The sequence below is a fragment of the Methylobacterium sp. A52T genome (assembly GCF_053346095.1).
This window is the reverse complement of sequence record NZ_JBKFBI010000005.1, coordinates 13,167-33,977: the sequence shown is the minus strand read 5'-3', so window position 1 is coordinate 33,977 and position 20,811 is coordinate 13,167. Positions and strand designations below refer to the sequence as shown.

The window sequence follows — 20,811 nt, the reverse complement described above, 5'->3', positions numbered from 1 at the left end:
CCATGCCGCGCTTCGCCGCCAACCTGAGCCTCATGTTCAACGAGGTGCCGTTCCTCGACCGGTTCGAGGCCGCGGCCCGGGCCGGGTTCGACGCCGTCGAGTTCCTGTTCCCCTACGAGCATGCGCCGGACGACATCGGCGCGCGGCTCCGGGCGAACGGCCTGACCCAGGCTCTGTTCAACCTGCCGCCGGGCGACTTCGCCCAGGGCGAGCGCGGGATCGCGGCCTTTCCCGAGCGGTTCGACGAGCTGAAGGCGGGGGTCGACACGGCGCTCCGCTACGCCGAGGCGACCGGCGTCGGCCGGCTCCACCTCATGGCTGGCCTCGCCCCCTGGGACGATTCCAGGGCGATCGAATCATACCGCCGGGCCGTGACCTGGACGGCGGAGCGGCTGGCGCCGGCCGGCCTCGACCTCGTCCTGGAGCCGATCAACGGCCGCAATATGCCGGGCTATTTCCTCAACGATTTCGGCCGCGCGGCCGACCTGATCCGCGAGCTCGCCCTGCCGAACCTGAAACTCCAGTTCGACCTCTACCATTGCCAGATCCTGCACGGCGACGTGACCGTGCGGCTGCGCGCCCTGATGCCGCTCATCGGCCACGTCCAGACCGCGAGCGTGCCCGAGCGACACGAGCCCGGGACCGGCGAGATGGCCGACTTCTTCCTGTTCGACGAGCTGGACCGGCTCGGCTACCGCGGCTTCGTCGGCTGCGAGTACATTCCGGCCGCCGACACCGTCGCGGGCCTCGGCTGGCTCGCCGCCTACAAGGAGAGCGCCCGATGAGACTCGCGCTGGGATGCGTCGCCGACGACTACACGGGCGCCTCGGACCTCGCCAACACGCTGACCAAGGCGGGCCTGCGCACGATCCAGACCATCGGCGTGCCTGAGGACGGCCGGTCGCTGCCGGAGGCCGACGCGGTGGTAGTGGCCCTCAAGAGCCGCTCGATTCCCGCCGACCAGGCCGTGGCGCGCTCCCGCGAGGCGGAGGCCTGGTTGCGGGCCCGGGGCGCGGCCCACGTGATGTTCAAGGTCTGCTCGACCTTCGACTCCACCGATGCGGGCAATATCGGCCCGGTCATGGACGCCCTGCGGGCCGAGGCCGGCGAGACCGTCGCCCTCGTCACCCCGGCCTTCCCCGAGACCGGGCGGAGCGTCTACCAGGGCAACCTGTTCGTCGGCTCGGTGCCGCTGAACGAGAGCCCGCTCAAGGACCACCCGCTGAACCCGATGCGCGACGCCAACCTCGTGCGCGTGCTCGGGCGCCAGAGCGGCAGTCCCGTCGGCCTGATCGACACCGCCACGGTGGCGAAGGGCGCGGAGGCCGTGGCCGCCCGCCTCGACGCCCTCGCGCAGGAGGGCAAGGGCGCCGCCATCGCGGACGCGATCTTCGACAGCGACCTCGAAGTGCTCGGCCGGGCGATCGTCGGCCGCAAGTTCTCGGTGGGTGCGTCCGGCCTCGGCCTCGGCCTCGCCCGGGCGCTCGCGGCCGACGGGCGGGGAACCAAGGACGCCGCCGGCGCGGCCGTGGGCGAGCCGGTGGGCGGCGCCTCGGCCTGCCTCGCCGGCAGCTGCTCGCAGGCGACCCTCCAGCAGGTCGCCGCCGCGGAGGCGATCATGCCGGTGCTGCGCCTCGACCCGGCGCGGCTGCTCGCGGGCGATGACGTGGTCGCCGAGGCCCTGGCCTTCGCGGAGGAGCGCCTGGCCTCCGGCCCGGTGCTGATCGCCACCTCGGCCCCGCCCGAGGCGGTGCGCGCGCTCCAGGCCGCCCACGGAGTCGACGCGGCCGGCCACGCCATCGAGGCGGCGCTGGCTGCGATCGCCGAGGGCCTCGTCGCCCGCGGGGTGCGCCGGCTCGTGGTCGCCGGCGGCGAGACCTCCGGCGCGGTGGTCGACCGGCTGGGGCTGACCGCCTTCCTGCTCGGGCCGGAGATCGCGGCGGGCGTGCCGGTGCTGCGCACGGCGGGCCGGCCCGAGCCGATGCTGCTCGCCCTCAAATCCGGCAATTTCGGCGGCGCCGACTTCTTCGGCCGCGCCCTCGACATGATGGCCTGACGCCACAACCCGACGGGAGGTTTTCCATGCACGCCCTGATTCTCGGCGCCGCCGGCATGATCGGCCGCCGCCTCGTGGACGCTCTGGTGAGGGATGGCCGGGTCGGTGGGCAGCCGCTCACCGCCCTCACGCTCCTCGACGTAGTGCCGCCCGCGGCGCCCGAGGGCTTCTCCGGCCCGGTGCGGGCCGAGGCCGCCGACCTCACGGCGCCGGGCGCCGCCGAGGCTGCCATCGCCGAGCGGCCGGGGGTGATCTTCCACCTCGCCGCCGTGGTCTCCGGCGAGGCCGAGGCCAATCTCGAGCTGGGCTACCGGGTCAACCTCGACGGCACGCGCCTGCTCCTCGACGCGATCCGGGCGGCCAGCGCGGCGGACGGCTACCGGCCGAAGCTGGTCTTCACCTCCTCGCTCGCGGTGTTCGGACCGCCCTTCCCCAAGGTCATCCCGGACGACCACATCCTGCGCCCGGCATCGTCGTACGGGGTCCAGAAGGCCATGGGCGAGCTGATGCTCGCCGACTACGCGCGCCGCGGCTTCCTCGACGGGATCGGCCTGCGGTTGCCGACGATCTGCGTGCGGCCGGGCAAGCCCAACAAGGCGGCCTCGGGCTTCTTCTCGGGGATCATCCGTGAGCCGCTGGCCGGCCAGGAGGCGATCCTGCCGGTGCCCGACACGGTCCGGCACTGGTTCGCCAGCCCGGCGGCGGCGGTGGGCTTCCTCACCCACGCGGCCGGGCTCGACCTCGCGGCGATCGGCCCGCGGATCAGCCTGACCATGCCGGGCGTCTCGGCGACGGTGGCGGAGGAGATCGAGGCCCTGCGGCGCGCGGCGGGCGACAAGGCCGTGGCGCTGATCCGGCGCGAACCCGACGCCACCATCGCGCGGATCGTCGGCAGCTGGCCGGAGGCGTTCGAGCCGGAGGCCGCTCTGGCCCTGGGCTTCCGGGCGGACGCGTCCTTCGACGCGATCGTCGCCCAGCACGTGGCCGAGTTCCACGGCGGCTGAGGCCCCGTTCGCCGTCGTCGCGAGCGCAGCGACGTGACCCCGGGCGGCGCGACCGTTGTGGACCGGGCGCCACTGGATTGCTTCGCTTCGCTCGCAAAGACGAGGGTGCCGACATCTGATGCGGACGGGGCGGTCAGCCGAGGGCCGAGCGGATGTCGGTCTGCGAGAAATCGTCGCCGACGTAGAGCAGCGGCACGCCGTGCACCCGCGCGCAGGCATAGGCGAAGCAGTCGCCGAGGTTCAGGCGCGCCGGGTGGCGGCCCTTGCCGTAGCGGGCGTGGGCCGTGACGGCCTGGGCGCTCACGGCCTCGGCGATGGGAACGATGCGCAGACCGGCGACGCGGATGAGCTCCGCGACTTCCGCTTCGGCATCCGCGACGGACATCGCCTTCTTGCGAGCCACCGCGATCGCCGCCTCGAAGATGGCGAGGCCCGAGGTGAGGGGTGTCACCGCGCCGTCGAGGCAGTCCAGCAGAACGGGGCGCTCCGGCTCCGCGGTCAGGATCGCTACGAGAGCCGAGGCGTCGACGAACATCACTCGTCGTTCAGGCTGTCGTAGAATGTCTTGTCGGCCTCAAGGCCCGTGCGCGGCACGGCATCCATCCTGTCGAGGAGGGGCTTCAGCCGTTCTGCAAGGGGCAGGCACGACTCCCGGCGCGCCAGCTCGTTCGCGAGCGCGAGTCGCACCGCCTCGGTCTTGCTCACGCCGGCCCGCGATGCCAGCTTCTCGGCGAGCCGATTCACCTCTTCGCTGCGGATGTTGAGCGGCATGGCGGCCCCCGTGTAGACACGGGGAGGCTAGTGTCTACACACCCCTGCCGCAAGGGCGGCCAGACCCCGACCAAGGATCCCGATGACCCGCCTCGACGAGGCCCGCGCCGCGCTGAAGAAGACGTTCGGCTACGAGGATTTCCGCCCCGGCCAGGACGAGGTGATCAGCGCGGTGCTCGACGGGACCGACGTGTTCGCCGTGATGCCCACGGGCTCGGGCAAGTCGATGACCTACCAGCTCCCGGCGCTGGTCGATCCGGGGCTCACCGTGGTGGTCTCGCCGCTGATCGCGCTGATGCACGATCAGGTCCAGCAGATGCGCAGCGTCGGCATCCGCGCAGCGACCCTGAACTCGACGGTCACGGAATCCGAATCCCGCGAGACTTGGCGCAGCCTGCGCTCCGGTGACCTGCGGCTGCTGTTCGTCTCCCCCGAGCGCCTCCTGATGGACGGCTGCATGGACGCCCTGCGCGGCGCCGGCGTCCGGCGGCTCGCCGTCGACGAGGCCCATTGCGTCTCGCAGTGGGGGCACGATTTCCGGCCCGAGTACCGGGAGATCGCCCGCGCCCGGACGGCGCTGGGCAACGTCCAGACCCTGGCGCTCACCGCCACCGCCGACGCCGCGACCCGCGCCGAGATCGCCGAGCGGCTGTTCCCGCAGGACCGGCCGCCGAGGATCTTCGTCCATTCCTTCGACCGGCCGAACATCCGGCTGACCTTCCAGCCGAAGGACAACCCGGCCCGGCAGATCGAGCGGTTCCTGAAGCACCGGCGATCGGAGAGCGGGATCATCTACTGCTCGTCGCGCAAGCGCACCGAGCAGCTGGCCGAGACTCTCCGGAAGGACGGGTTCGACGCCCTGCCCTACCATGCCGGCCTCGACCAAGCGACGCGGATGGCGAACCAAGACCGGTTCCTGCAGGAGGACGGGGTGGTGATGACCGCCACCGTCGCCTTCGGCATGGGCATCAACAAGCCGGACGTGCGCTTCGTCTGCCACGCCGACATGCCCAACAACGTCGAGGGCTACTACCAGGAGATCGGCCGCGCCGGCCGCGACGGGCTGCCCGCCGACACGCTGACCCTGTACGGCCTCGACGACATGGCGCTCCGCCGCCGCCAGATCGACGAGAAGGAGATCTCGGACGACCGCCGCCGGGTCGAGCGGCGCAAGCTCGAGGCGATGATCACCCTGTGCGAGGGCGCGACCTGCCGCCGCCAGTCGCTGCTCGCCTATTTCGGCGAGTCGAGCGGCGCTTGCGGCCGCTGCGACCTGTGCCGCGGCGGCGTCACCCTCGTGGACGGGACCGTCCCGGCCCAGAAGATCCTGTCGGCGATCGTGCGCACGGGCCAGCGCTTCGGCGCGGCCTATATCTGCGACGTGGTCCACGGGAAGGAGAGCGACCAGATCCGCCGCAACGGCCACGCGAGCCTCAAGACCTTCGGGGTCGGGGCCGACAAGCCGGTGGCGGCGTGGCGGGCGATCCTGCGCCAGCTCTTCGCCGCCGGGGCGATCGCTGAGAACGCCGACGGCTACGGCGGCTTGTCCATGACCGAGAAGGGCGAGGCGATCCTGTTCGGCCGGGAGCCGGTCCAGCTCCGCCCGGATCCTGAGCCGAAGGCCGAATCCCGCGAGCGCCGCCGGGCCGCCGCCCGCGAGGACGGCGAGATCGCCCTCTCGGAGGCCGACGAGGCGCTGTTCCAGCACCTGCGCGGCCTGCGCGCCACGCTGGCCCGGGCCGAGGGCATCGCGGCCTTCATGGTCTTCCCGGACCGGACCCTGATCGAGATGGCCCGCCAGAAACCCGTCGATCTCTGGGCGCTGCGCACCGTGCACGGCGTCGGCGAGCGCAAGCGCGAGGCCTACGGCGACAGGTTCGTGGCCGCGATCGCCGATTTTCTGGCCCATCCGCCCGCGGCGTGACCGGCACCCATACACGGCCAGCAGGGCCGGCGTATTGCAACGCGGTGGCGGAACGCACTAATCCGTCACCGTCGCCGCGCGCGGCCCGGTTCGGGTCGCGCATCGGGTCGAGGGCCCTGCCGGGGCTCCCGGACCGCCCTCGTCGAGACCGCCCATGTTCCGCAACGACGTTCCGATCACCCCCGAGCTCGTGGCCCAGCACGGCCTGACGCCGGACGAGTACGAGCGCTTCCGCGGCCTGATCGGGCGCGACCCGACGCTGACCGAGCTCGGCATCGTCTCGGCGATGTGGAACGAGCACTGTTCCTACAAGTCCTCCCGCAAGCACCTGCGCGGGCTGCCGACCTCGGCGCCGTGGGTGATCCAGGGGCCGGGCGAGAACGCGGGCGTCATCGACATCGGCGACGGCCACGCCTGCGTCTTCAAGATGGAGAGCCACAACCACCCGAGCTACATCGAGCCCTACCAGGGCGCGGCGACCGGGGTCGGCGGCATCCTGCGCGACGTCTTCACCATGGGCGCGCGGCCGATCGCGGCGCTCAACGCCCTGCGCTTCGGCTCCCCCGACCACCCGCGCACCCGCAGCCTCGTCTCGGGCGTGGTCGCGGGCGTCGGCGGCTACGGCAACTCCTTCGGCGTGCCGACGGTCGGCGGCCTGACCGGCTTCCACAAGCGCTACGACGGCAACATCCTGGTCAACGCCATGGCGGTGGGCCTCGCCCGCACCGACGGCATCTTCTACGCGGCCGCCGCCGGCGTCGGGAACCCGATCGTCTATCTCGGCTCCAAGACCGGCCGCGACGGCATCCACGGCGCCACCATGGCGTCGGCCGAGTTCGACGAGGAATCCGAGTCGAAGCGCCCGACCGTGCAGGTCGGCGACCCCTTCGCCGAGAAGCTGCTGCTGGAGGCCTGCCTGGAGCTGATGGCCTCCGGCGCGGTCATCGCCATCCAGGACATGGGCGCGGCCGGCCTCACCTGCTCGGCGGTGGAGATGGGCGCCAAGGGCGACCTCGGCGTCGAGCTCGACATCGACAAGGTGCCGGCCCGCGAGGAGGGCATGACGCCCTACGAGATGATGCTCTCGGAGAGCCAGGAGCGCATGCTCATGGTGCTCAAGCCCGGCATGGAGGCCGAGGCCGAAGCCATCTTCGTGAAGTGGGGCCTCGACTTCGCGGTGATCGGCCGGACCACCGACACCCTGCGCTTCGTCATCAAGTGGCACGGCGAGACCGTGGCCGACCTGCCGATCAAGGAACTGGGCGACGAGGCCCCGCTCTACGACCGGCCGCACCTCACCAACACCCACCAGCCGGTGATCGCGGCCGCCGAGGTCCCGGCGCCGGCCTCGCTCACCGACGCGCTGAAGCGCCTCGTCGGCTCCCCCGACCTGTCGTCCAAGCGCTGGGTGTTCGAGCAGTACGACCACTTCATCTTAGGGAACACCGTCCAGAAGCCCGGCGGCGACGCCGCGATCGTGCGGGTCGAGGACGGGCCGAAGGGGCTGGCGCTCACCTGCGACGTGACCCCGCGCTACTGCGAGGCCGACCCGGTCGAGGGCGGCCGGCAGGCCGTGGCCGAGGCGTGGCGCAACATCACGGCGGTCGGCGCCAAGCCGCTCGCCATCACCGACAACCTGAACTTCGGCAACCCAGAGAAGCCTGAGGTGATGGGCCAGCTCGTCGGCTGCCTCCAGGGCATCGGCGAGGCCTGCCGGGCGCTCGACTTCCCGGTCGTGTCGGGCAACGTCTCGCTCTACAACGAGACCAACGGCGTCGGCATCCTGCCGACCCCGACCATCGGCGGCGTCGGCGTGCTCGACGACGTGGCGCGCCACGCGACGATCGCCCTCAAGCGCGAGGGCGACGTGCTGGTGCTCATCGGGGCGAGCGAGGGCTGGCTCGGCCAGTCGGCCTACCTGTCGGTGATCGAGGGCCGCGAGGAGGGCGCGCCGCCGCCCGTCGACCTCGCGCTGGAGCGCCGCAACGGCGACTTTGTCCGCGCCCTGATCCAGGCCGGCACCGTCGACACGGTCCATGACCTCGCGGATGGCGGCCTCGCCGTCGCGCTCGCCGAGATGGCGATGGCGGGCCGGATCGGCGCGGCGCTCTCCGACGTGCCGGTGGATCTGCCGCCCCACGCCTACCTGTTCGGCGAGGACCAGGGCCGCTACCTGCTGGCGGTGCGGCCGGAGGCGGCGACCGACCTCCTCGCGGCCGCCGCGGCCCAGGGCGTGGCCGCGGCCTCGGTCGGCGTCGCGGGCTCCGACCGTTTGACCCTGCCGGGCGGCGAGACCATATCGCTCGCCGACCTGTCCGCGGCGCACGAGGGCTGGCTGCCCGACTACATGGCGAGCCAGCCGGCGGCGCCGGCCGCTTGAGCCCCGTTCTGACGAGGAGTTTCCCGATGCCGATGGATGCGGGCGAGATCGAGCGCATGATCCGCGAGGCCCTGCCGGACGCGCAGGTTGAGATCCGCGACCTCGCGGGCGACGGCGACCACTACGCCGCCACCGTCCTGTCGGCGGCCTTCAAGGGTAAGACCCGCGTGGCGCAGCACCAGATGGTCTACGGCGCCCTCCAGGGCCGGATGGGCGGCGTGCTCCACGCCCTTGCGCTGACCACGGGCGTCCCGCAGGATTGAGCCTTCTCGCGGGAGCGCTCCCGATGGATCGACCGAGTCTCTACGACGACGACATCGTGACCTGGGCCGAGGAGCAGGCGGCGGCCCTGCGCGCGCTGGCCGAACGACCTGAGCTGTCGAACGCTGTCGATTGGGAGAACGTTGCCGAGGAGATCGAGAGCGTTGGGCGTTCGCATCTGCGGGCAGTCGAAGGTCTGCTGATCCAGACGCTCGCCCACCTCCTCAAGCGCGCATCCGCCCCGCTCGCACCGGCCAGCCTGCACTGGCGGGAGGAGATCGCGACCTTCCAGATCACCGCCCGGAACACCTACGAAGCGTCGATGCGGCAAAGGCTGAACTGGAACAGGATCTGGAAATCTGCCGTCACGGCGGCCGAGGCTGGTCTCGGCGCCTATGGGAACGCGCTGCTCCCGGGGCTGCCGGAGGCCTGCCCGATCCGTCCTGAGGATATGCTGACCGAGACTTTCGACATAGAGCGCGCACTTCGTACGATCGCTACATCGGTTGCGCGCCGCTGACGCAGACCTCACATACGACCGACGAACAAGGACAGAGCGATGACCGACGTCAACACGACCATCCAGAACGAGATCGCCTCCCAGGACGTGGTGGTGTTCATGAAGGGCACGCCGCAGATGCCGCAATGCGGCTTCTCGGGGCAGGTGGTGCAGATCCTCAACTACCTCGGCGTGCCGTTCAAGGGCGTGAACGTCCTGGCCGACCAGGAGATCCGCGAGGGCATCAAGGCCTTCTCGAACTGGCCGACCATCCCGCAGATCTACGTGAAGGGCGAGTTCGTCGGCGGCTGCGACATCACCCGCGAGATGTTCCAGTCGGGCGAGCTGCAGACCTTCCTGTCCGAGAAGGGCGTGCCGGTGAAGACCGCCGCCGCCTGACTCTTTCGAGACTCGGCACATTGGATGAGGGCGCCCGCGGGCGCCCTTTTTCGTGCCCGTCTTTGCGAGCGCAGCGAAGCAACCCAGGGCAGCGCGAGCTCGGCGGGCGTGGCGCCGCTGGATTGCTTCGCTCCGCTCGCAAAGACGGCGAATAGATCAGCGCGGCTCCCGCGCGACGAACAGCGCCACGCAGCCGACGACCGTGATCTCGACCGACCGGAACCGCCGGTCCAGCGCCGCGCGCAGCTCCGGCAGGGTGTCGCCGGCGTTCGAGAACACCCCCTCGCGGTTGTAGACCCGCATCAGCGCCCGCGCCGCCCCCGTGGTCGGGACGCCGCCCGCGAGGATCGTGGCGCCGAACACCACGCCGTCATCGGCCAGGCACGGTCGCACCGTGTCGAAGGCCCTCGCCTTCGCGGCGATGTCGCCCGGCAGGCAGTGCAGCAGGTAGGTCATCCCGATCGAGTCGAACGGCGCGATGCCGCTGGCCGGCGCGCCGAGCACGTCGATCCGGTAGGTCTCGGGCCGGTAGCGCGCGATCCGGTCGGCCGCGAAGGTGAGGCTGTCGGCGTTGAGGTCCATCAGTCCGACCCGCGGCGCGGGCGCCGGGAACCGGCATCGGTCGAGGTACCAGCCGGTCCCGACCCCGACGTCGAGATGTGCGAGGCCCGCGTGCCGGTCGTAGAGATCGAGGATCCGCGCTGTGGGACAGCGCCAGATCAGCGGGTTCGACAGGCGCAGCACGACGAGGTCGTAGATCCGCAGCGTCCGCGGATTGTAGATCGCCTGCCCGGCTCGGGTGTCGGTCGCCATGGCTCTCCGTCAGGCCCCCTGTGGGCAGCGCGCATTCGCCTTCGCCGCCGCGATCGCCTATATCAGACCCTTTCCAACGTATGGATCGTTTGAACGCCATGGCGACGCCGTCGCTCGACAGCGCCCGCGCGGCCGATGCCGCGATCGAGAAGGCGCCGGATCTCCTCCCCGAGGCGCTGCCCGGCCGCCGCCCCTCGCTGGTCGGCCTGACCCGCGACGCCCTCAAGGCGCAGCTCATCGGCATGGGCGTGCCCGAGCGCGAGAGCCGGATGCGCGCCGGCCAGGTCTGGCACTGGGTCAATTTCCGCGGGGCGTCCGACTTCGCCGAGATGACCAATGTCGGCAAGGCGCTGAAGGCGCAGCTCGCCGAGCACTTCACGCTGGAGCGGCCGGAGGTGGCGAGCCGGCAGGTCTCGCGCGACGGCACCCGCAAGTGGCTGCTGCGCATGGCGCCGACCAACCGGCAGGAGCACAATCGCGGCGCCGAGATCGAGTGCGTCTACATTCCCGGCCCGGACCGGGGCACGCTCTGCGTGTCCTCCCAGGTCGGCTGCACGCTGACCTGCTCGTTCTGCCACACCGGCACGCAGCGCCTCGTGCGCAACCTGTCGGCGGCCGAGATCGTGCAGCAGCTCGTCACCGCTCGGGACGAGCTCGGCGACTGGCCCGGCCAGATGCCGAGCCGCGACGCCGGCGGCTCCGGCGAGGTCGGCCGGCTCGTGACCAACATCGTGTTCATGGGCATGGGCGAGCCCCTCTACAACCTCGACGCCGTGGTCGACGCGGTCGGGGTGATGTCGGACCAGGAGGGCCTCGGGCTGTCCCGCCGCCGGATCACTGTCTCGACCTCGGGGGTCGTGCCGCAGATCCCGCGGCTCGGCGAGCAGGCCAACGCCATGCTGGCGATCTCGCTCCACGCCGTGCGCGACGACCTGCGCAACGAGCTGGTGCCGCTCAACCGGAAATACCCAATCGCCGAGCTGCTCGCGGCCTGCCGGGCCTATCCGGGTCTGAGCAACGCCCGCCGGATCACCTTCGAGTACGTGATGCTGAAGGACGTCAACGATTCGGACGCGGACGCGCGCGAGCTGGTCCGCCTGCTCAAGGGCATCCCGGCCAAGATCAACCTGATCCCGTTCAACCCCTGGCCGGGCAGCCGCTACGAATGCTCGGACTGGGACCGGATCGAGCGCTTCTCCGAGATCGTGTTCAACGCCGGCTACGCCTCGCCGGTGCGCACGCCCCGGGGCCGGGACATCCTGGCTGCCTGCGGCCAGCTCAAGAGCGAGACCGAGAAGCTGCGCGCCCGCGCCCGGCTGATGCAGGAGGAGGGCATCGGCGTGGAGAGCTTCTACGCGGGCGCCGACGACTGACCCCCGTCTTTGCGAGCGCAGCGAAGCAATCCAGAGTAGCGCCACGCTCACCGATGGCGCGCAGCCCTGGGTCGCTTCGCTGCGCTCGCGATGACGGCGCGGTTCACGCCGCGAACCGCCGCGCCTCCGCCCGGCGCAGGGCCGGCTCCTCGGCGCCGACCCACTCCGTCCGGTGCCGCGGCAGGGCCTCCGGGTGCTCGGCCTGGAGCCACGTGATCATCGCCTCGCGGACGACGCAGCGCAGGTCCCAGGCCTGGGGCGCGTTGCGGGCGCTCACCAGCATCCGGATCTCGATCGTCGCTTCCTTCGCATCCGAGACCTGAAGGTTGACCACCTTGCCGTCCCACAGGGGCGTGGCCCTGGCGATCTCGGCGAGCTTCTCGCGCATCGCCGCGACCGGCGCCCGGTGGTCGACGTAGACGAACACGCTGCCGATCAGCGAGGCGCCGTCGCGGGTCCAGTTCTGGAACGGCTTCTGGATGAAAAAGGTCAGCGGCAGGACCAGCCGGCGCCAGTCCCAGAGGCGGACCACCACGTAGGTCGCGGTGATCTCCTCGACCCAGCCCCACTCGTTCTCGACGATGATCGCGTCCTCGATCCGGATCGGCTGCGTGATGGCGATCTGGATGCCGGCCACGAGGTTCGACAGGACCGGCTGCATGGCCAGCCCGAGGACGAGGCCCGCCGCGCCCGCCGAGGCGAGCAGGCTGACTCCGTACTGGCGCACCGGCTCGAAGGTCATCAGCGCCACCGACAGGGTGACGAGCGCCACCAGCGTCACGCCGGCCCGCTCCAGGATGCGCATCTGCGTGAAGTGCTTGCGCGCCAGGAGGTTGTCCTCGGCGTCGAGCTTGAACCGGCGCAGGTAGATCACCGTGGCGATGTGGAGCGCGGTGGCGCAGCACCAGCCGGTCAGCGTCACGAAGGCCACCAGCAGGATCTGGTTGAGGGCGATCCGCACCTCCCAGGACAGGTGCACGGTGGTCGAGGCGAGGCTGATCGCCACCACGATCAGACCGAGGCGGCTCGGCCCGCGGGTGCGCGACACCAGCGAGCGCCAGAACAGGCTCTTGCCCGCGACCGCCCGCTTCATTGCCCGGTAGACCACCCCGTGCAGGGGCATCACCACGGCGCAGCAGGCGACGATGAGGATCAGGCTCTCGGCCCACCACGGCAGGTAGGCCAGCGCGCGGGCTGCGGAGCCGGCGAGCGCGTCGAGGTCCGGCATCGGGCATCGCTCCACGGGTTCCGAACAGGACCTGTGGCAATGGGTGGGCGCTGGCGGGGGTTCCGCGGCGCACCATGTGCTCGCCGCAACGCAGCGATCCGGCCCGGCGGGTTGCTCCGCCGCGTTCCAGGCGGGTCCGGACGATTACTTCAGCACCACCGTCCTTGCGAGCGCAGCGAAGCAATCCAGGGCCGCGCCACGTTCACGGGTGTCGCGCTGACCTGGGTCACTTCGCTGCGCTCGCGATGACGGGCGGGAGCACCGATCAAAACGTCCGAACGCCCGCCCTACTTCGCGGCCCCGACCGTCACGCTGCCCGAGGCAGTTCGGCCGAACCGCGCCGGCCGGTACATGTCCTCCACGGTGGCGCCCGGATGGACGTAGGTCCCGGGCGAGACCGCCCGCACCGTGTAGGCCACCGTGAAGAAGGCCGACTGGCTCGGGTCGCGGTCGTAGGCCGCCACGAACCGGTCGTCCCGGAACTCGGTGTGGACCGGCTGCACGTCGGACTTGGCGAAGGCGAGCCCCTGGAGCGCGTCGGCGTCGAGGAGCTTCGGATTGTCGATCTCCAGCCCCGCCGGCAGCGGGTCGACCAACAGGAGCCGCGCCGCCTCCGCTTTGGCCTCGGTGACCTTGAGAACCACCACCAACCTGTCGTTCTGGCGCAGGCCGCTCGCCGGGTCGACGACGCTGCCGTCGAGGCGGCGGAAGCTGCGCTCGATCGTGTAGCCCTGCTGCGCCGCCGGCTCCGGCACCAGGGGGCTGCCGTTGACGGTCACGGCCACCTGCACAGGCGCGCGGCCGGTATTGGTAAGCTGCACGCCCCGGTCGGCCAGGGCCGCCTCGCGGTAGACCCGGGCCAGCAGGCCGGTCTGCGGCGTGCCGTCCAGGGTGAACGACAGGGCGCCCGCCTCGTTCGACAGGCTCTCGGCGGCGAGCACCAGCCAGGCATTCTCCTGCGTACTCGTCGAGCGCTCGGATTGCTGCTCCTCGCCGAGCACGGAAGCCGCGGGGCCCAGCGCCCCCTGCGCCAGCCCGCTCTCGGCGGCGAGCGTGATCAGCCCGGCCCCGTCGCGCAGCCGGGAGCCGTAATCGGCGCGGTAGACACCCTTGTCGCGCTCGGCGCGCAGGACCGTGAGCGCCGATTCCATGGTCTTGGCGGCCCGGCCGCGGTCGCCGAGCAGCGCCAGGGCGGCGGCGAGCTGCGCGCGCCCGAGGGCGGAGGAGAAGTCGCCGATCTTGGTGTCGGCGAGGTAGCGCAGGTCGCCCATCACCGGCCGGCCGTTCCGGGCGAGCACGTAGGCGGCGTAGGCGAGGTCGGCGCCGCCATTGCGCACCTCGGTGGCGTTGGCCACCGCGTTGCGCAGGTAGTCGAGGGCCTGGGCGAAGGCCTTCTGCGGCACCGCGAAGCCGCGCTCGCGGGCGCGGGTCAGGAAGTCGGTCACGTAGGCGTCGAGCCAGAGGTCGCTCGATCCCTGCGCGGACCACAGGCCGAAATCGCCGCTCGAATCCTGGCGGGCGAGCAGGCGCTCGATCGATTCGCGCACCCTTTCGTCGGCGCCGTTGTCGAGGGCGAGCTTCTCCAGGGCCGCGAGCTTGTTGACGTAGAGCAGCGGCATCGCCCGGCTCACCACCTGCTCGGAGCAGCCGTAGGGGTAGCGGTCGAGCGCCCGGAGCAGGGCCGCCACGTCGACCCCCGGCAGGGCCGTGGCCGAGAGCGAGACGCTGCCGGTGCCCGGCTGCAGGTCGGCGAGGAGGTCCGCGGTCAGCGTCAGGTTCGCCCCGGGGGCGAGGCTGCGTACCGAGCGGCGCAGCAGGGCGCCGGTCCCCGGCGAGATCCCGAGGGCGAAGCTCTGGTTCAGGGCGGCCGGCAGGCCCGGCCCCGACAGGGCGAGGTCGAGGCGGGCCGTGCCGGGTCCGGCGGCGGTGAGGGGAATCGCGAACTGTCCCTTGGCGCCGGCCTCCAGCCGCAGCGTCTGGCGCAGCGCGCTGGCGCCGACCACGACCGGGCCGGTCGGGCTCAGGTCGATCGTGTACTCGCCCGCCTGCCCCTCGACGTTGTCGAGGGCCACGAACAGGCGCGAGCGGTCGCCGGTGTCGAGGAAGCGCGGCAGCGTGGCGCTGAGCACGACCGGGTCGCGGATGATCACGTCGGCCTGGGCCTGCCCGACCCGGTCGCCGCTCCAGGCGGTGACCATGACGCGGCCGGTGCCGTTGAAGGCCGGGATCGGGAAGGTGACGCTGGCCGCGCCGTCCGTCCCCACGGTCACGACGCCGGAATAGAGCGCCAGCGGGGCCTGGGTCGGCGGGGAATCGGCGAGCTCGCCGCCGCCCGCGTCGCCGCCGGAGCGGATCGCCCCGGCCGAGCCCTGCATGCCGTCGATCAGGTAGCCGTAGAGGTCGCGGACCTCCGGCCCGAGCGCCCGCTGGCCGAGGAAGTACTGGGTCGGGTCCGGCGCCGCGTAGCGGGTCAGGTTGAGGATGCCGACATCGACGAGGGCCACGGTGATCCGCGCCGGCTCGCCGGCCTTCAGTCCGGTGATCTGGACCGGCAGGGTCAGGTCCTGGCGCGGGCGCGCCCGCTCCGGCGCCTTCAGGGAAACCCCGAGGCTGCGCCGCTCCCGGTCCACCGAAAACCACGCCAGACCTAGCGCCCGGCCGGGCAGACGCTTGGCCGCCTGGTCGAGGGGCCGGTAGGCGGTGGCCACCAGGTAGGCGCCGGCGCCCCACTCGGCCTTCACCGGGATGCTGACCGTGGTGCCGCCCTCCGGCACGCTGACCTCCAGGGTCTGGTGCACGCGGTCGCTGACGACCATCAGGCTGGCCTGACCCTTGAACTTCGGGCTGAGCTTGGCCCGCAGCGTGTCGCCGGCCGCGTAGGCGGCCTTGTCGAGGGTCAGGTCGAGCAGGTCGGGCGCCTCCGCGGTCTCGGAGCCGCCCCAGCCCACCTCGAAGCCGAGGCTCGCGGTCGCCTCCGGTGCGCCCGCGGCCGAGACCTCGAGCCGGTAGCGGCCGAGGCCGACCGGCGCCTCGATCCGGCTCGGGCCGGCCGCCGTGAGGTCGACGGTGCCGCTGGCGACGCGCCGGGCGGACTTCACCGACTCGAACGACCAGCGCCCGTCCGCCCGGTACCACTGGTACGACTGGTCGATCCGCGACAGGGTCCAGCTCACGCCCGGCCGGGCGAGGAGCGCCCCGTCGGGGCGCGCGAACACCGCGTCGAAGCCCGCGATCCCGCCCTCCTTGAGGTCGGTGAAGCCCTTGCGCAGGGCAAGGACCGGGCTCGCCGGGAGGATCGGCAGCGTCAGGCTGCGCGACAGCGCGCGGCCGCCGGGCTCGCCGACCGCCAGCGTGATCTTCGCCTCCAGCGCCCGCGGTGCCGCGACCTGGGGCACCGGCACCGTGACGGTGGCGGCGCCCTGCGCGTTCGTGGTGGCGTGGTCCTGCAACTCCTGGGTCGTCGGCTCCACGGCCTCGTCGTCGAGACCGATGGCGTAATTCTCCAGCCCCTTGATGCCGCTGGTGGCCGCCGCCTGCACGGTCACGCTGCCCGACACGTCGAGATCGGAGCCCGGGGCGCCGTAGAGGTAGCGGGCGGCGACGTCGACCTGCGCGGCCTCGCCCCGGTTCAGGGCCGCCTGCCGGGCCTTGAGGGTCACCTCCAGCCGCTCCGGGACGTAATCCTCCACGAGGAAGCTGGTCTCGCCGATCGCGGGCGCCTTCGGGTCCGTGTAGGCGGAGACCCGCCACGTGCCGTGCATCGCCCCCGACAGGAGCGGCAGCGGCAGGGCCCGGCCGCCGAGCCCCTGGTCGGGCACCGAGACGCGCCGGTACTCGACGCCGTCTGGCCGCTTGACCACCAGGGTCAGCGGCAGGTCCGGCACGGCGGCGCCGCGGGGGTCGCGCAGCAGGGCGGTGAGCTGGACGGTCTCGCCGGTGCGGTAGACCCCGCGCTCCGGGAACAGGTAGGCGTCGAGGCCGCCGGTCTCGGGCCGCCCCTTCACGCCGCGGTCGGTGAGGTCGAAGGCGCCGAGGTTGAGGTCGAGGAAGCCGTAATCGCCGCCCGCCTGGGCGACCACGAGGCTCGGCGCGAGGCCGCCCTCCCCGCGGGCGAGCCCCGGATCGAAGGCGACGTGGCCCTGCGCGTCGGTGGTCCGGGTGCCCAGCACCTCGTTGTTGCGGGCGATCAGCCGGATCTCGGCGCCCGGCATCACCTGCGCGGAGGCGAGCGAGCGCAGGACCACGGTGACCCCGTCCCGGCCCTTGGTGGCGGTGAGCCCCAGATCGGAGACCACGAACCACTGGGTCGCCTGGGTGTCGTACTCCTCGTCGGCGGCGGCCGTGCCGGAGGGGCGGGCCAGCATCACGTAGAGGCCGGGCTCGAGCTTGCCCACGGCCTGGAGGACCGGGAAGGCGGTGACGGCCTCTTGGTTCAGCTCGGCCTTGGCGGTGTCGAGGGTGCCCTTCCAGACGCGCTGGCCCTTCTCGGACGCGATCGTCCGGGCGGTCGAGCCGCTGAGCTGGCCCAGGAAGTCCTCCGACCGCAGGGTCGGCAGCAGGCCGCGGTCGCCGATCCGCAGAACCTCGAGGTCGAGCTTCGGCGCGTTCACCGAGACCAGGGGCACCCCCGCTTGGCCCGTCCGCGGCAGGACGTAGTTGCGCCCGGTGAAGCGCACCTGCGGGGCGCGGTCGCGGACGTAGATCTCGTAATCGGCGGCCTTGAGCAGGCTCTCGCCCACCGCCGAGGGCAGGCCCTGGCGGACCACGATGGCGTAGCGGCCGCCGTGCTTGAGCCCGTCGACGCAGACCTGGGAGCCCTCCCCGGTCACGGCGGCCGCGCTGCTGCCCGAGACGGCGACGAAGGGCGCGTAGTCGGTCTTGGGGCGGATCGCCTCCGAGAAGGTGAAGCAGGCCCGGGGGGCGGCCGCGTCGGAATCGACCTTGTAGTCGAGGATCCGGAAGCCGTGCTGCGCCCGCACGGTCTCGTAAGTCTCCCGGACCGGACCGGTCTCGGCCAGGGCGAGGCTCGCCGCGTAGGCGTCGAGCGCCGGGCGCCAGGATTCCTGCTCGGCCTCGGCGGTGCCGAGCGCCGCCAGCGCGGCCGCGGCGTCGGCCGCCGTGCCGGCGCGCTCGTAGGCGCGGTAGGCGGCGGCCGTCACCCGCCCGCGAAGGCGCGACCGGCCCTGGTAGTCGTTGTCCTCGAGGGCACCCAGGGCCGCCGCGGCCCCCCGGGCATAGGCCTGCCAGTTGCGCGCGTCGGACGGATCGGCCGCAACCGCGGCGGTCAGAGGCGCTAGCGCCTCGTCGGCCTTGTCGGCGGCGAGCAGGGCCAGCCCGGCCGAGCGGGACTGGCCGGCCGGCCGCAGCGGGCCCCCGGCTTCTGCCTTCAGCGCGGTTTCCAGGCGGACCGCCGCGCTGGAGAGGTCGGCCCGGACGAAGGTCCTGGCGAACGGCGCGGCGACGGCCGTCACCGGGCGGGGCGCGGTGCGGGCCGCAGGTGGGGACAGGGCTGGCGAGGTCTGAGCGAGCGGGGTCTGGGCGAGGGCCGGATTGCCGGCGATCCCTCCGAGGAGCGCCAGGGCACCCGCGAGCCGTCCGAGCCGCGCCATCAGCCTGTTCCCCACCCGCAATCCCGATGATTCGCCCCGGGTCCCGTCGCGCGGGAGCCTAGCACCGGCGGTCGGGCTCGCAACGCTCCGGATCGCCGGGTCCCTGCCCGGCCTCGCGCCGAGGCTCAGAACGCCTTCAGCACCTGCTCGGCGTGCTCGACGGCGACCGGGCCGGCGAAGCAGTGGGAGACCAGGGCGCGGTAATCCTGCCAGGGCTGCGAGCCGGTGAAGTCCTTGGTGTGGGCCTCTAGCGTGTCCCAGTGGATCAGCAGGCGGTAGCGCTGCGGGTGCTCGATCGAGCGCCGGACCTCGAAGTGCCGGCAGCCCTTGGCCTGCTTGAAGATCGCCGAGGCCTCGGCGATGCCTTTCTCGAACTCGGCCTCCAGGCCGGGCTTGATCTCGATCTGCGCGATTTCGAGGATCATCGGTGCGGTTCCTGTCTCAGGTGCGAAGGGCGCGGCCGAGCTTGGCCGCCAGGATGCGCTGCGGGCTCAGCGCCGGGTCGGCCTGGGCGACGACCGGCAGGGAGGCGGTCTGCTCCAGCATGTAGCGGCCGCCCATGGCGCCGTGCATCACGAGGTCCGAAAAGGTCCCGGGTGAAGGCGCGGACGCGGATCAGCAGCCGGCGCAGGGACTTCTGCTCCTCCGGCGTGCCGGCCGCGCCGCGCAGATCGGCCCGTTTAACGGAGCCGCCGGGGGGAGGCCAGGGCCGCGCATTTCCGGTGGACGGCGGGTGTCATCCACCGGCGCGGCGGAGGCCACCCGCCGGATCGGCTTGCGCAACCGCTTCGTTCCCGGCACGTTCCCCGGCCAGCACCCGGCCCGAGAGCCCGGCGGAGGATGGCGCCGATGGCGACCCTGAAGGAATTCGAGGAGGCCCTGCGCGAGCACGGCATGAACATGGCGCTGGCGCTGCTGGAGCGCCTGCGCGAGCGCGACCGCGCCACCCGGACGGTGAAGCCCGCCCGGCGGCTGACCGGACAGAAGATGACCCCGGAACTCGCCCGGGCGATCCTGGACCTGCACGCCACGACCGGCATGACCCAGCAGGAGATCGCCTTCAAGGTCGGGGTCAACCAGGGCCGCGTGAACGAGGTGATCAAGCGCGGCAAGTGGCTGAGCGACGACCCGAACGCCCCGGAGGCCGTGGCCCGCGACAAGGCGGTGGCCCGGATGCGCGGCGACCCGAAGCCCAGGAAGCCGGCCGCCGCCCGGCCCGCCTCCGCGCGGGCCAAGGAGCGCAAGGCCGCGCCGCCGAAGGCGCGCAACCAGGGTCAGCTGGCGCTGGGGGATCTCTGAGGGGCGGCAGCGCCCTCGTCCTTGCGAGCGCAGCGAAGCAACCCAGGGCAGCGCGACCCTGCGAAGCGTGGCGCTGGATCGCTTCGCTCCGCTCGCGAGGACGGTGCGGGCTCCCGACTCCGATGGCCCGTGCTCTCACCCGGCCGGCGCGAAATGGCCCCGGTAGCGCGCGCCGATCACCTCGACCGGCAGCGCGACGAACACGTCCGTCGTTCCGAACTGGCGGTCGATCACCGCGCCGTCGCCGAAGGTGGCGCCGAGGCGCAGGTAGCCCTTGATCAGGGGCGGCAGCGCCTGCAGGGCGGCCTTGGCGTCCACCGCCTCGCGCGGCATCCGGTCCATCGCCACCGCCCGCTCCGGCAGCGCCCGGGCCCGCCAGCCCTCCGGCGCGCGGGCGTGGTGGTGCAGGAAGGCGAGCGGGAGGGCCAGCCGGTCCGGATCGGTGCCCTCCAGGCTCGCGCAGCCGATCAGCGCGTCGATCCGGTGGTGCAGGACGTAGGCGTAGATCCCCTGCCACAGCAGCTCGACGGTCCGCTTGCTCCGGTAGGGCTTGAGCACGCAGGAGCGGCCGAGCTCCAGGAGCCGCCGGTGCCCCTGCGCGGCGAGAAGCGGCGCGAGGTCGTACTCGCTCTCCGAGTAGAAGCCGGTATGCCGCTCGGCCACCTCGCCGCGCAGCAGCCGGTAGGTGCCGACGACCTTCGGGCGCGGCTCGACGAAGGGCTTCTTCCGCCGCGGCGCCGCGTGGTCGAGGACGAGGAGGTGGTCGCAGACCGCGTCGTAGCCGTCGACATCGCGGCGGGACAGGGCGGCGAGCCCGGAGGGCACCGCCGACATCTCCTCGTAGAAGACCTTGTAGCGCAGCCGCTGGGCCCGCCGGATCTCCGATTTCCGCGTCGCCAGCCGGACCTCGAGGCTGCCGATGCGGCCGAGGCTGCGGCCCTCGAACGGCTCGGGCAGGCGGATCGCCCGCTCGGCCGAGAGCACGTCGTCGATTCCGCCCACGCCCTCGACGCCCGGCAGCGGGACCGACCGGCGGCGCAGCTTGGCGATCGGCGCGCCGACGCCCCACTGCACGCCCCTGTGCCAGCCGGCTCCGAGCGCGCTGTAGGCTCCACGGGCGAGATTGGCGACCATCGTCGGGTTCACTCCGGGTGCGCGTCCGTGCACCGTCGAATCCGACAGAGAGCACGACGGC

General features: G+C 72.4%; 17 protein-coding genes and 1 pseudogene. 10 read left to right on the top strand and 8 right to left on the bottom strand.

Annotation, left to right across the window (positions count from 1 at the left end; all coding sequences use genetic code 11):
- The first annotated feature begins 2 nt into the window (after positions 1–2).
- From otnI to denD, 3 genes are read left to right on the top strand one after another with little or no spacing between them, the layout of a single operon-like run.
- On the top strand, positions 3–785 hold the full coding sequence (gene otnI / locus ACLBYE_RS02675) for a 2-oxo-tetronate isomerase (protein WP_447692938.1): 783 nt from the start codon (positions 3–5) through the stop codon (positions 783–785).
- On the top strand, positions 782–2,056 hold the full coding sequence (gene otnK, locus ACLBYE_RS02670) for a 3-oxo-tetronate kinase (RefSeq protein WP_447692937.1): 1,275 nt from the start codon (positions 782–784) through the stop codon (positions 2,054–2,056). The genes otnI and otnK overlap by 4 nt, the downstream gene beginning before the upstream one ends.
- A 26-nt stretch (positions 2,057–2,082) precedes the next feature.
- On the top strand, positions 2,083–3,060 hold the full coding sequence (gene denD, locus ACLBYE_RS02665; RefSeq protein ID WP_447692936.1) for a D-erythronate dehydrogenase: 978 nt from the start codon (positions 2,083–2,085) through the stop codon (positions 3,058–3,060).
- Positions 3,061–3,193: 133 nt separating this feature from the next.
- On the opposite strand, the gene ACLBYE_RS02660 is transcribed toward denD, so the two are convergent.
- Positions 3,194–3,595 (bottom strand): type II toxin-antitoxin system VapC family toxin, encoded by a 402-nt coding sequence (locus tag ACLBYE_RS02660; protein ID WP_447692935.1) that lies wholly within the window; start codon positions 3,593–3,595, stop codon positions 3,194–3,196.
- Positions 3,595–3,831 (bottom strand): type II toxin-antitoxin system VapB family antitoxin, encoded by a 237-nt coding sequence (locus tag ACLBYE_RS02655; protein ID WP_447692934.1) that lies wholly within the window; start codon positions 3,829–3,831, stop codon positions 3,595–3,597. The genes ACLBYE_RS02660 and ACLBYE_RS02655 overlap by 1 nt, the downstream gene beginning before the upstream one ends.
- 82 nt (positions 3,832–3,913) lie before the next feature.
- On the opposite strand from ACLBYE_RS02655, the gene recQ reads away from it, so the two are divergent.
- The 5 genes from recQ (at position 3,914) to grxD (ending at position 9,294) form a co-directional block, all read left to right on the top strand.
- Complete coding sequence (gene recQ / locus ACLBYE_RS02650; protein WP_447692933.1) at positions 3,914–5,755, top strand: DNA helicase RecQ; 1,842 nt, start codon at positions 3,914–3,916, stop codon at positions 5,753–5,755.
- Between the two features lie 154 nt (positions 5,756–5,909).
- Positions 5,910–8,135: a phosphoribosylformylglycinamidine synthase subunit PurL gene (gene purL / locus ACLBYE_RS02645; RefSeq protein WP_447692932.1), complete on the top strand. Its 2,226-nt coding sequence runs from the start codon at positions 5,910–5,912 to the stop codon at positions 8,133–8,135.
- A gap of 26 nt (positions 8,136–8,161) precedes the next feature.
- Complete coding sequence (locus ACLBYE_RS02640; RefSeq protein WP_007568343.1) at positions 8,162–8,398, top strand: BolA family protein; 237 nt, start codon at positions 8,162–8,164, stop codon at positions 8,396–8,398.
- 23 nt (positions 8,399–8,421) lie between these two features.
- Positions 8,422–8,916: a DUF29 domain-containing protein gene (locus ACLBYE_RS02635; protein ID WP_447692931.1), complete on the top strand. Its 495-nt coding sequence runs from the start codon at positions 8,422–8,424 to the stop codon at positions 8,914–8,916.
- Positions 8,917–8,955: 39 nt separating this feature from the next.
- Positions 8,956–9,294 carry a Grx4 family monothiol glutaredoxin gene (gene grxD, locus ACLBYE_RS02630; protein ID WP_012318124.1) on the top strand — a complete coding sequence of 113 codons (339 nt, stop codon included), beginning with the start codon at positions 8,956–8,958 and terminating at the stop codon, positions 9,292–9,294.
- Between the two features lie 156 nt (positions 9,295–9,450).
- Here the strand turns inward: grxD and ACLBYE_RS02625 are convergent, their stop codons facing one another.
- Positions 9,451–10,107 (bottom strand): class I SAM-dependent methyltransferase, encoded by a 657-nt coding sequence (locus ACLBYE_RS02625; RefSeq protein ID WP_447692930.1) that lies wholly within the window; start codon positions 10,105–10,107, stop codon positions 9,451–9,453.
- 98 nt (positions 10,108–10,205) lie between these two features.
- Here ACLBYE_RS02625 and rlmN point away from each other — a divergent pair, with 98 nt between their 5' ends.
- Positions 10,206–11,480: a 23S rRNA (adenine(2503)-C(2))-methyltransferase RlmN gene (rlmN, locus tag ACLBYE_RS02620; RefSeq protein WP_447692929.1), complete on the top strand. Its 1,275-nt coding sequence runs from the start codon at positions 10,206–10,208 to the stop codon at positions 11,478–11,480.
- A gap of 103 nt (positions 11,481–11,583) precedes the next feature.
- Here the strand turns inward: rlmN and ACLBYE_RS02615 are convergent, their stop codons facing one another.
- The 4 genes and pseudogenes from ACLBYE_RS02615 to ACLBYE_RS02600 all read right to left on the bottom strand — a co-directional run.
- Entirely contained in the window at positions 11,584–12,708 is a 1,125-nt protein-coding gene (locus ACLBYE_RS02615) for a mechanosensitive ion channel family protein (RefSeq protein ID WP_447692928.1), read from the bottom strand.
- A 287-nt stretch (positions 12,709–12,995) separates the two neighbouring features.
- Positions 12,996–18,317: an alpha-2-macroglobulin family protein gene (locus tag ACLBYE_RS02610; protein ID WP_447692927.1), complete on the bottom strand. Its 5,322-nt coding sequence runs from the start codon at positions 18,315–18,317 to the stop codon at positions 12,996–12,998.
- Positions 18,318–18,442: 125 nt separating this feature from the next.
- On the bottom strand, positions 18,443–18,742 hold the full coding sequence (locus tag ACLBYE_RS02605) for an antibiotic biosynthesis monooxygenase family protein (protein ID WP_042673072.1): 300 nt from the start codon (positions 18,740–18,742) through the stop codon (positions 18,443–18,445).
- Between the two features lie 16 nt (positions 18,743–18,758).
- Positions 18,759–18,908: pseudogene (locus ACLBYE_RS02600) on the bottom strand (Kdo hydroxylase family protein); the annotation flags it as partial.
- Positions 18,909–19,166: 258 nt separating this feature from the next.
- On the opposite strand from ACLBYE_RS02600, the gene ACLBYE_RS02595 reads away from it, so the two are divergent.
- Positions 19,167–19,616, top strand: coding sequence for an RNA polymerase subunit sigma-70 (locus ACLBYE_RS02595; protein WP_447692926.1), 450 nt, complete (start codon positions 19,167–19,169; stop codon positions 19,614–19,616).
- A gap of 135 nt (positions 19,617–19,751) precedes the next feature.
- Here the strand turns inward: ACLBYE_RS02595 and ACLBYE_RS02590 are convergent, their stop codons facing one another.
- On the bottom strand, positions 19,752–20,750 hold the full coding sequence (locus tag ACLBYE_RS02590) for a GNAT family N-acetyltransferase (RefSeq protein WP_056523569.1): 999 nt from the start codon (positions 20,748–20,750) through the stop codon (positions 19,752–19,754).
- Between the last annotated feature and the right edge of the window lie 61 nt (positions 20,751–20,811).

What these genes read in the sequence shown, in the direction of transcription:
- ACLBYE_RS02615 (WP_447692928.1), bottom strand. Translation starts at nt 12,708, where the DNA reads ATGCCGGACCTCGACGCGCTCGCCGGCTCCGCAGCCCGCGCGCTGGCC.
- purL (WP_447692932.1), top strand. Translation starts at nt 5,910, where the DNA reads ATGTTCCGCAACGACGTTCCGATCACCCCCGAGCTCGTGGCCCAGCAC.
- ACLBYE_RS02625 (WP_447692930.1), bottom strand. Translation starts at nt 10,107, where the DNA reads ATGGCGACCGACACCCGAGCCGGGCAGGCGATCTACAATCCGCGGACG.
- ACLBYE_RS02640 (WP_007568343.1), top strand. Translation starts at nt 8,162, where the DNA reads ATGCCGATGGATGCGGGCGAGATCGAGCGCATGATCCGCGAGGCCCTG.
- recQ (WP_447692933.1), top strand. Translation starts at nt 3,914, where the DNA reads ATGACCCGCCTCGACGAGGCCCGCGCCGCGCTGAAGAAGACGTTCGGC.
- ACLBYE_RS02610 (WP_447692927.1), bottom strand. Translation starts at nt 18,317, where the DNA reads ATGGCGCGGCTCGGACGGCTCGCGGGTGCCCTGGCGCTCCTCGGAGGG.
- grxD (WP_012318124.1), top strand. Translation starts at nt 8,956, where the DNA reads ATGACCGACGTCAACACGACCATCCAGAACGAGATCGCCTCCCAGGAC.
- otnK (WP_447692937.1), top strand. Translation starts at nt 782, where the DNA reads ATGAGACTCGCGCTGGGATGCGTCGCCGACGACTACACGGGCGCCTCG.
- ACLBYE_RS02655 (WP_447692934.1), bottom strand. Translation starts at nt 3,831, where the DNA reads ATGCCGCTCAACATCCGCAGCGAAGAGGTGAATCGGCTCGCCGAGAAG.
- ACLBYE_RS02635 (WP_447692931.1), top strand. Translation starts at nt 8,422, where the DNA reads ATGGATCGACCGAGTCTCTACGACGACGACATCGTGACCTGGGCCGAG.
- ACLBYE_RS02590 (WP_056523569.1), bottom strand. Translation starts at nt 20,750, where the DNA reads ATGGTCGCCAATCTCGCCCGTGGAGCCTACAGCGCGCTCGGAGCCGGC.
- ACLBYE_RS02595 (WP_447692926.1), top strand. Translation starts at nt 19,167, where the DNA reads ATGGCGACCCTGAAGGAATTCGAGGAGGCCCTGCGCGAGCACGGCATG.
- otnI (WP_447692938.1), top strand. Translation starts at nt 3, where the DNA reads ATGCCGCGCTTCGCCGCCAACCTGAGCCTCATGTTCAACGAGGTGCCG.
- rlmN (WP_447692929.1), top strand. Translation starts at nt 10,206, where the DNA reads ATGGCGACGCCGTCGCTCGACAGCGCCCGCGCGGCCGATGCCGCGATC.
- ACLBYE_RS02605 (WP_042673072.1), bottom strand. Translation starts at nt 18,742, where the DNA reads ATGATCCTCGAAATCGCGCAGATCGAGATCAAGCCCGGCCTGGAGGCC.
- denD (WP_447692936.1), top strand. Translation starts at nt 2,083, where the DNA reads ATGCACGCCCTGATTCTCGGCGCCGCCGGCATGATCGGCCGCCGCCTC.
- ACLBYE_RS02660 (WP_447692935.1), bottom strand. Translation starts at nt 3,595, where the DNA reads ATGTTCGTCGACGCCTCGGCTCTCGTAGCGATCCTGACCGCGGAGCCG.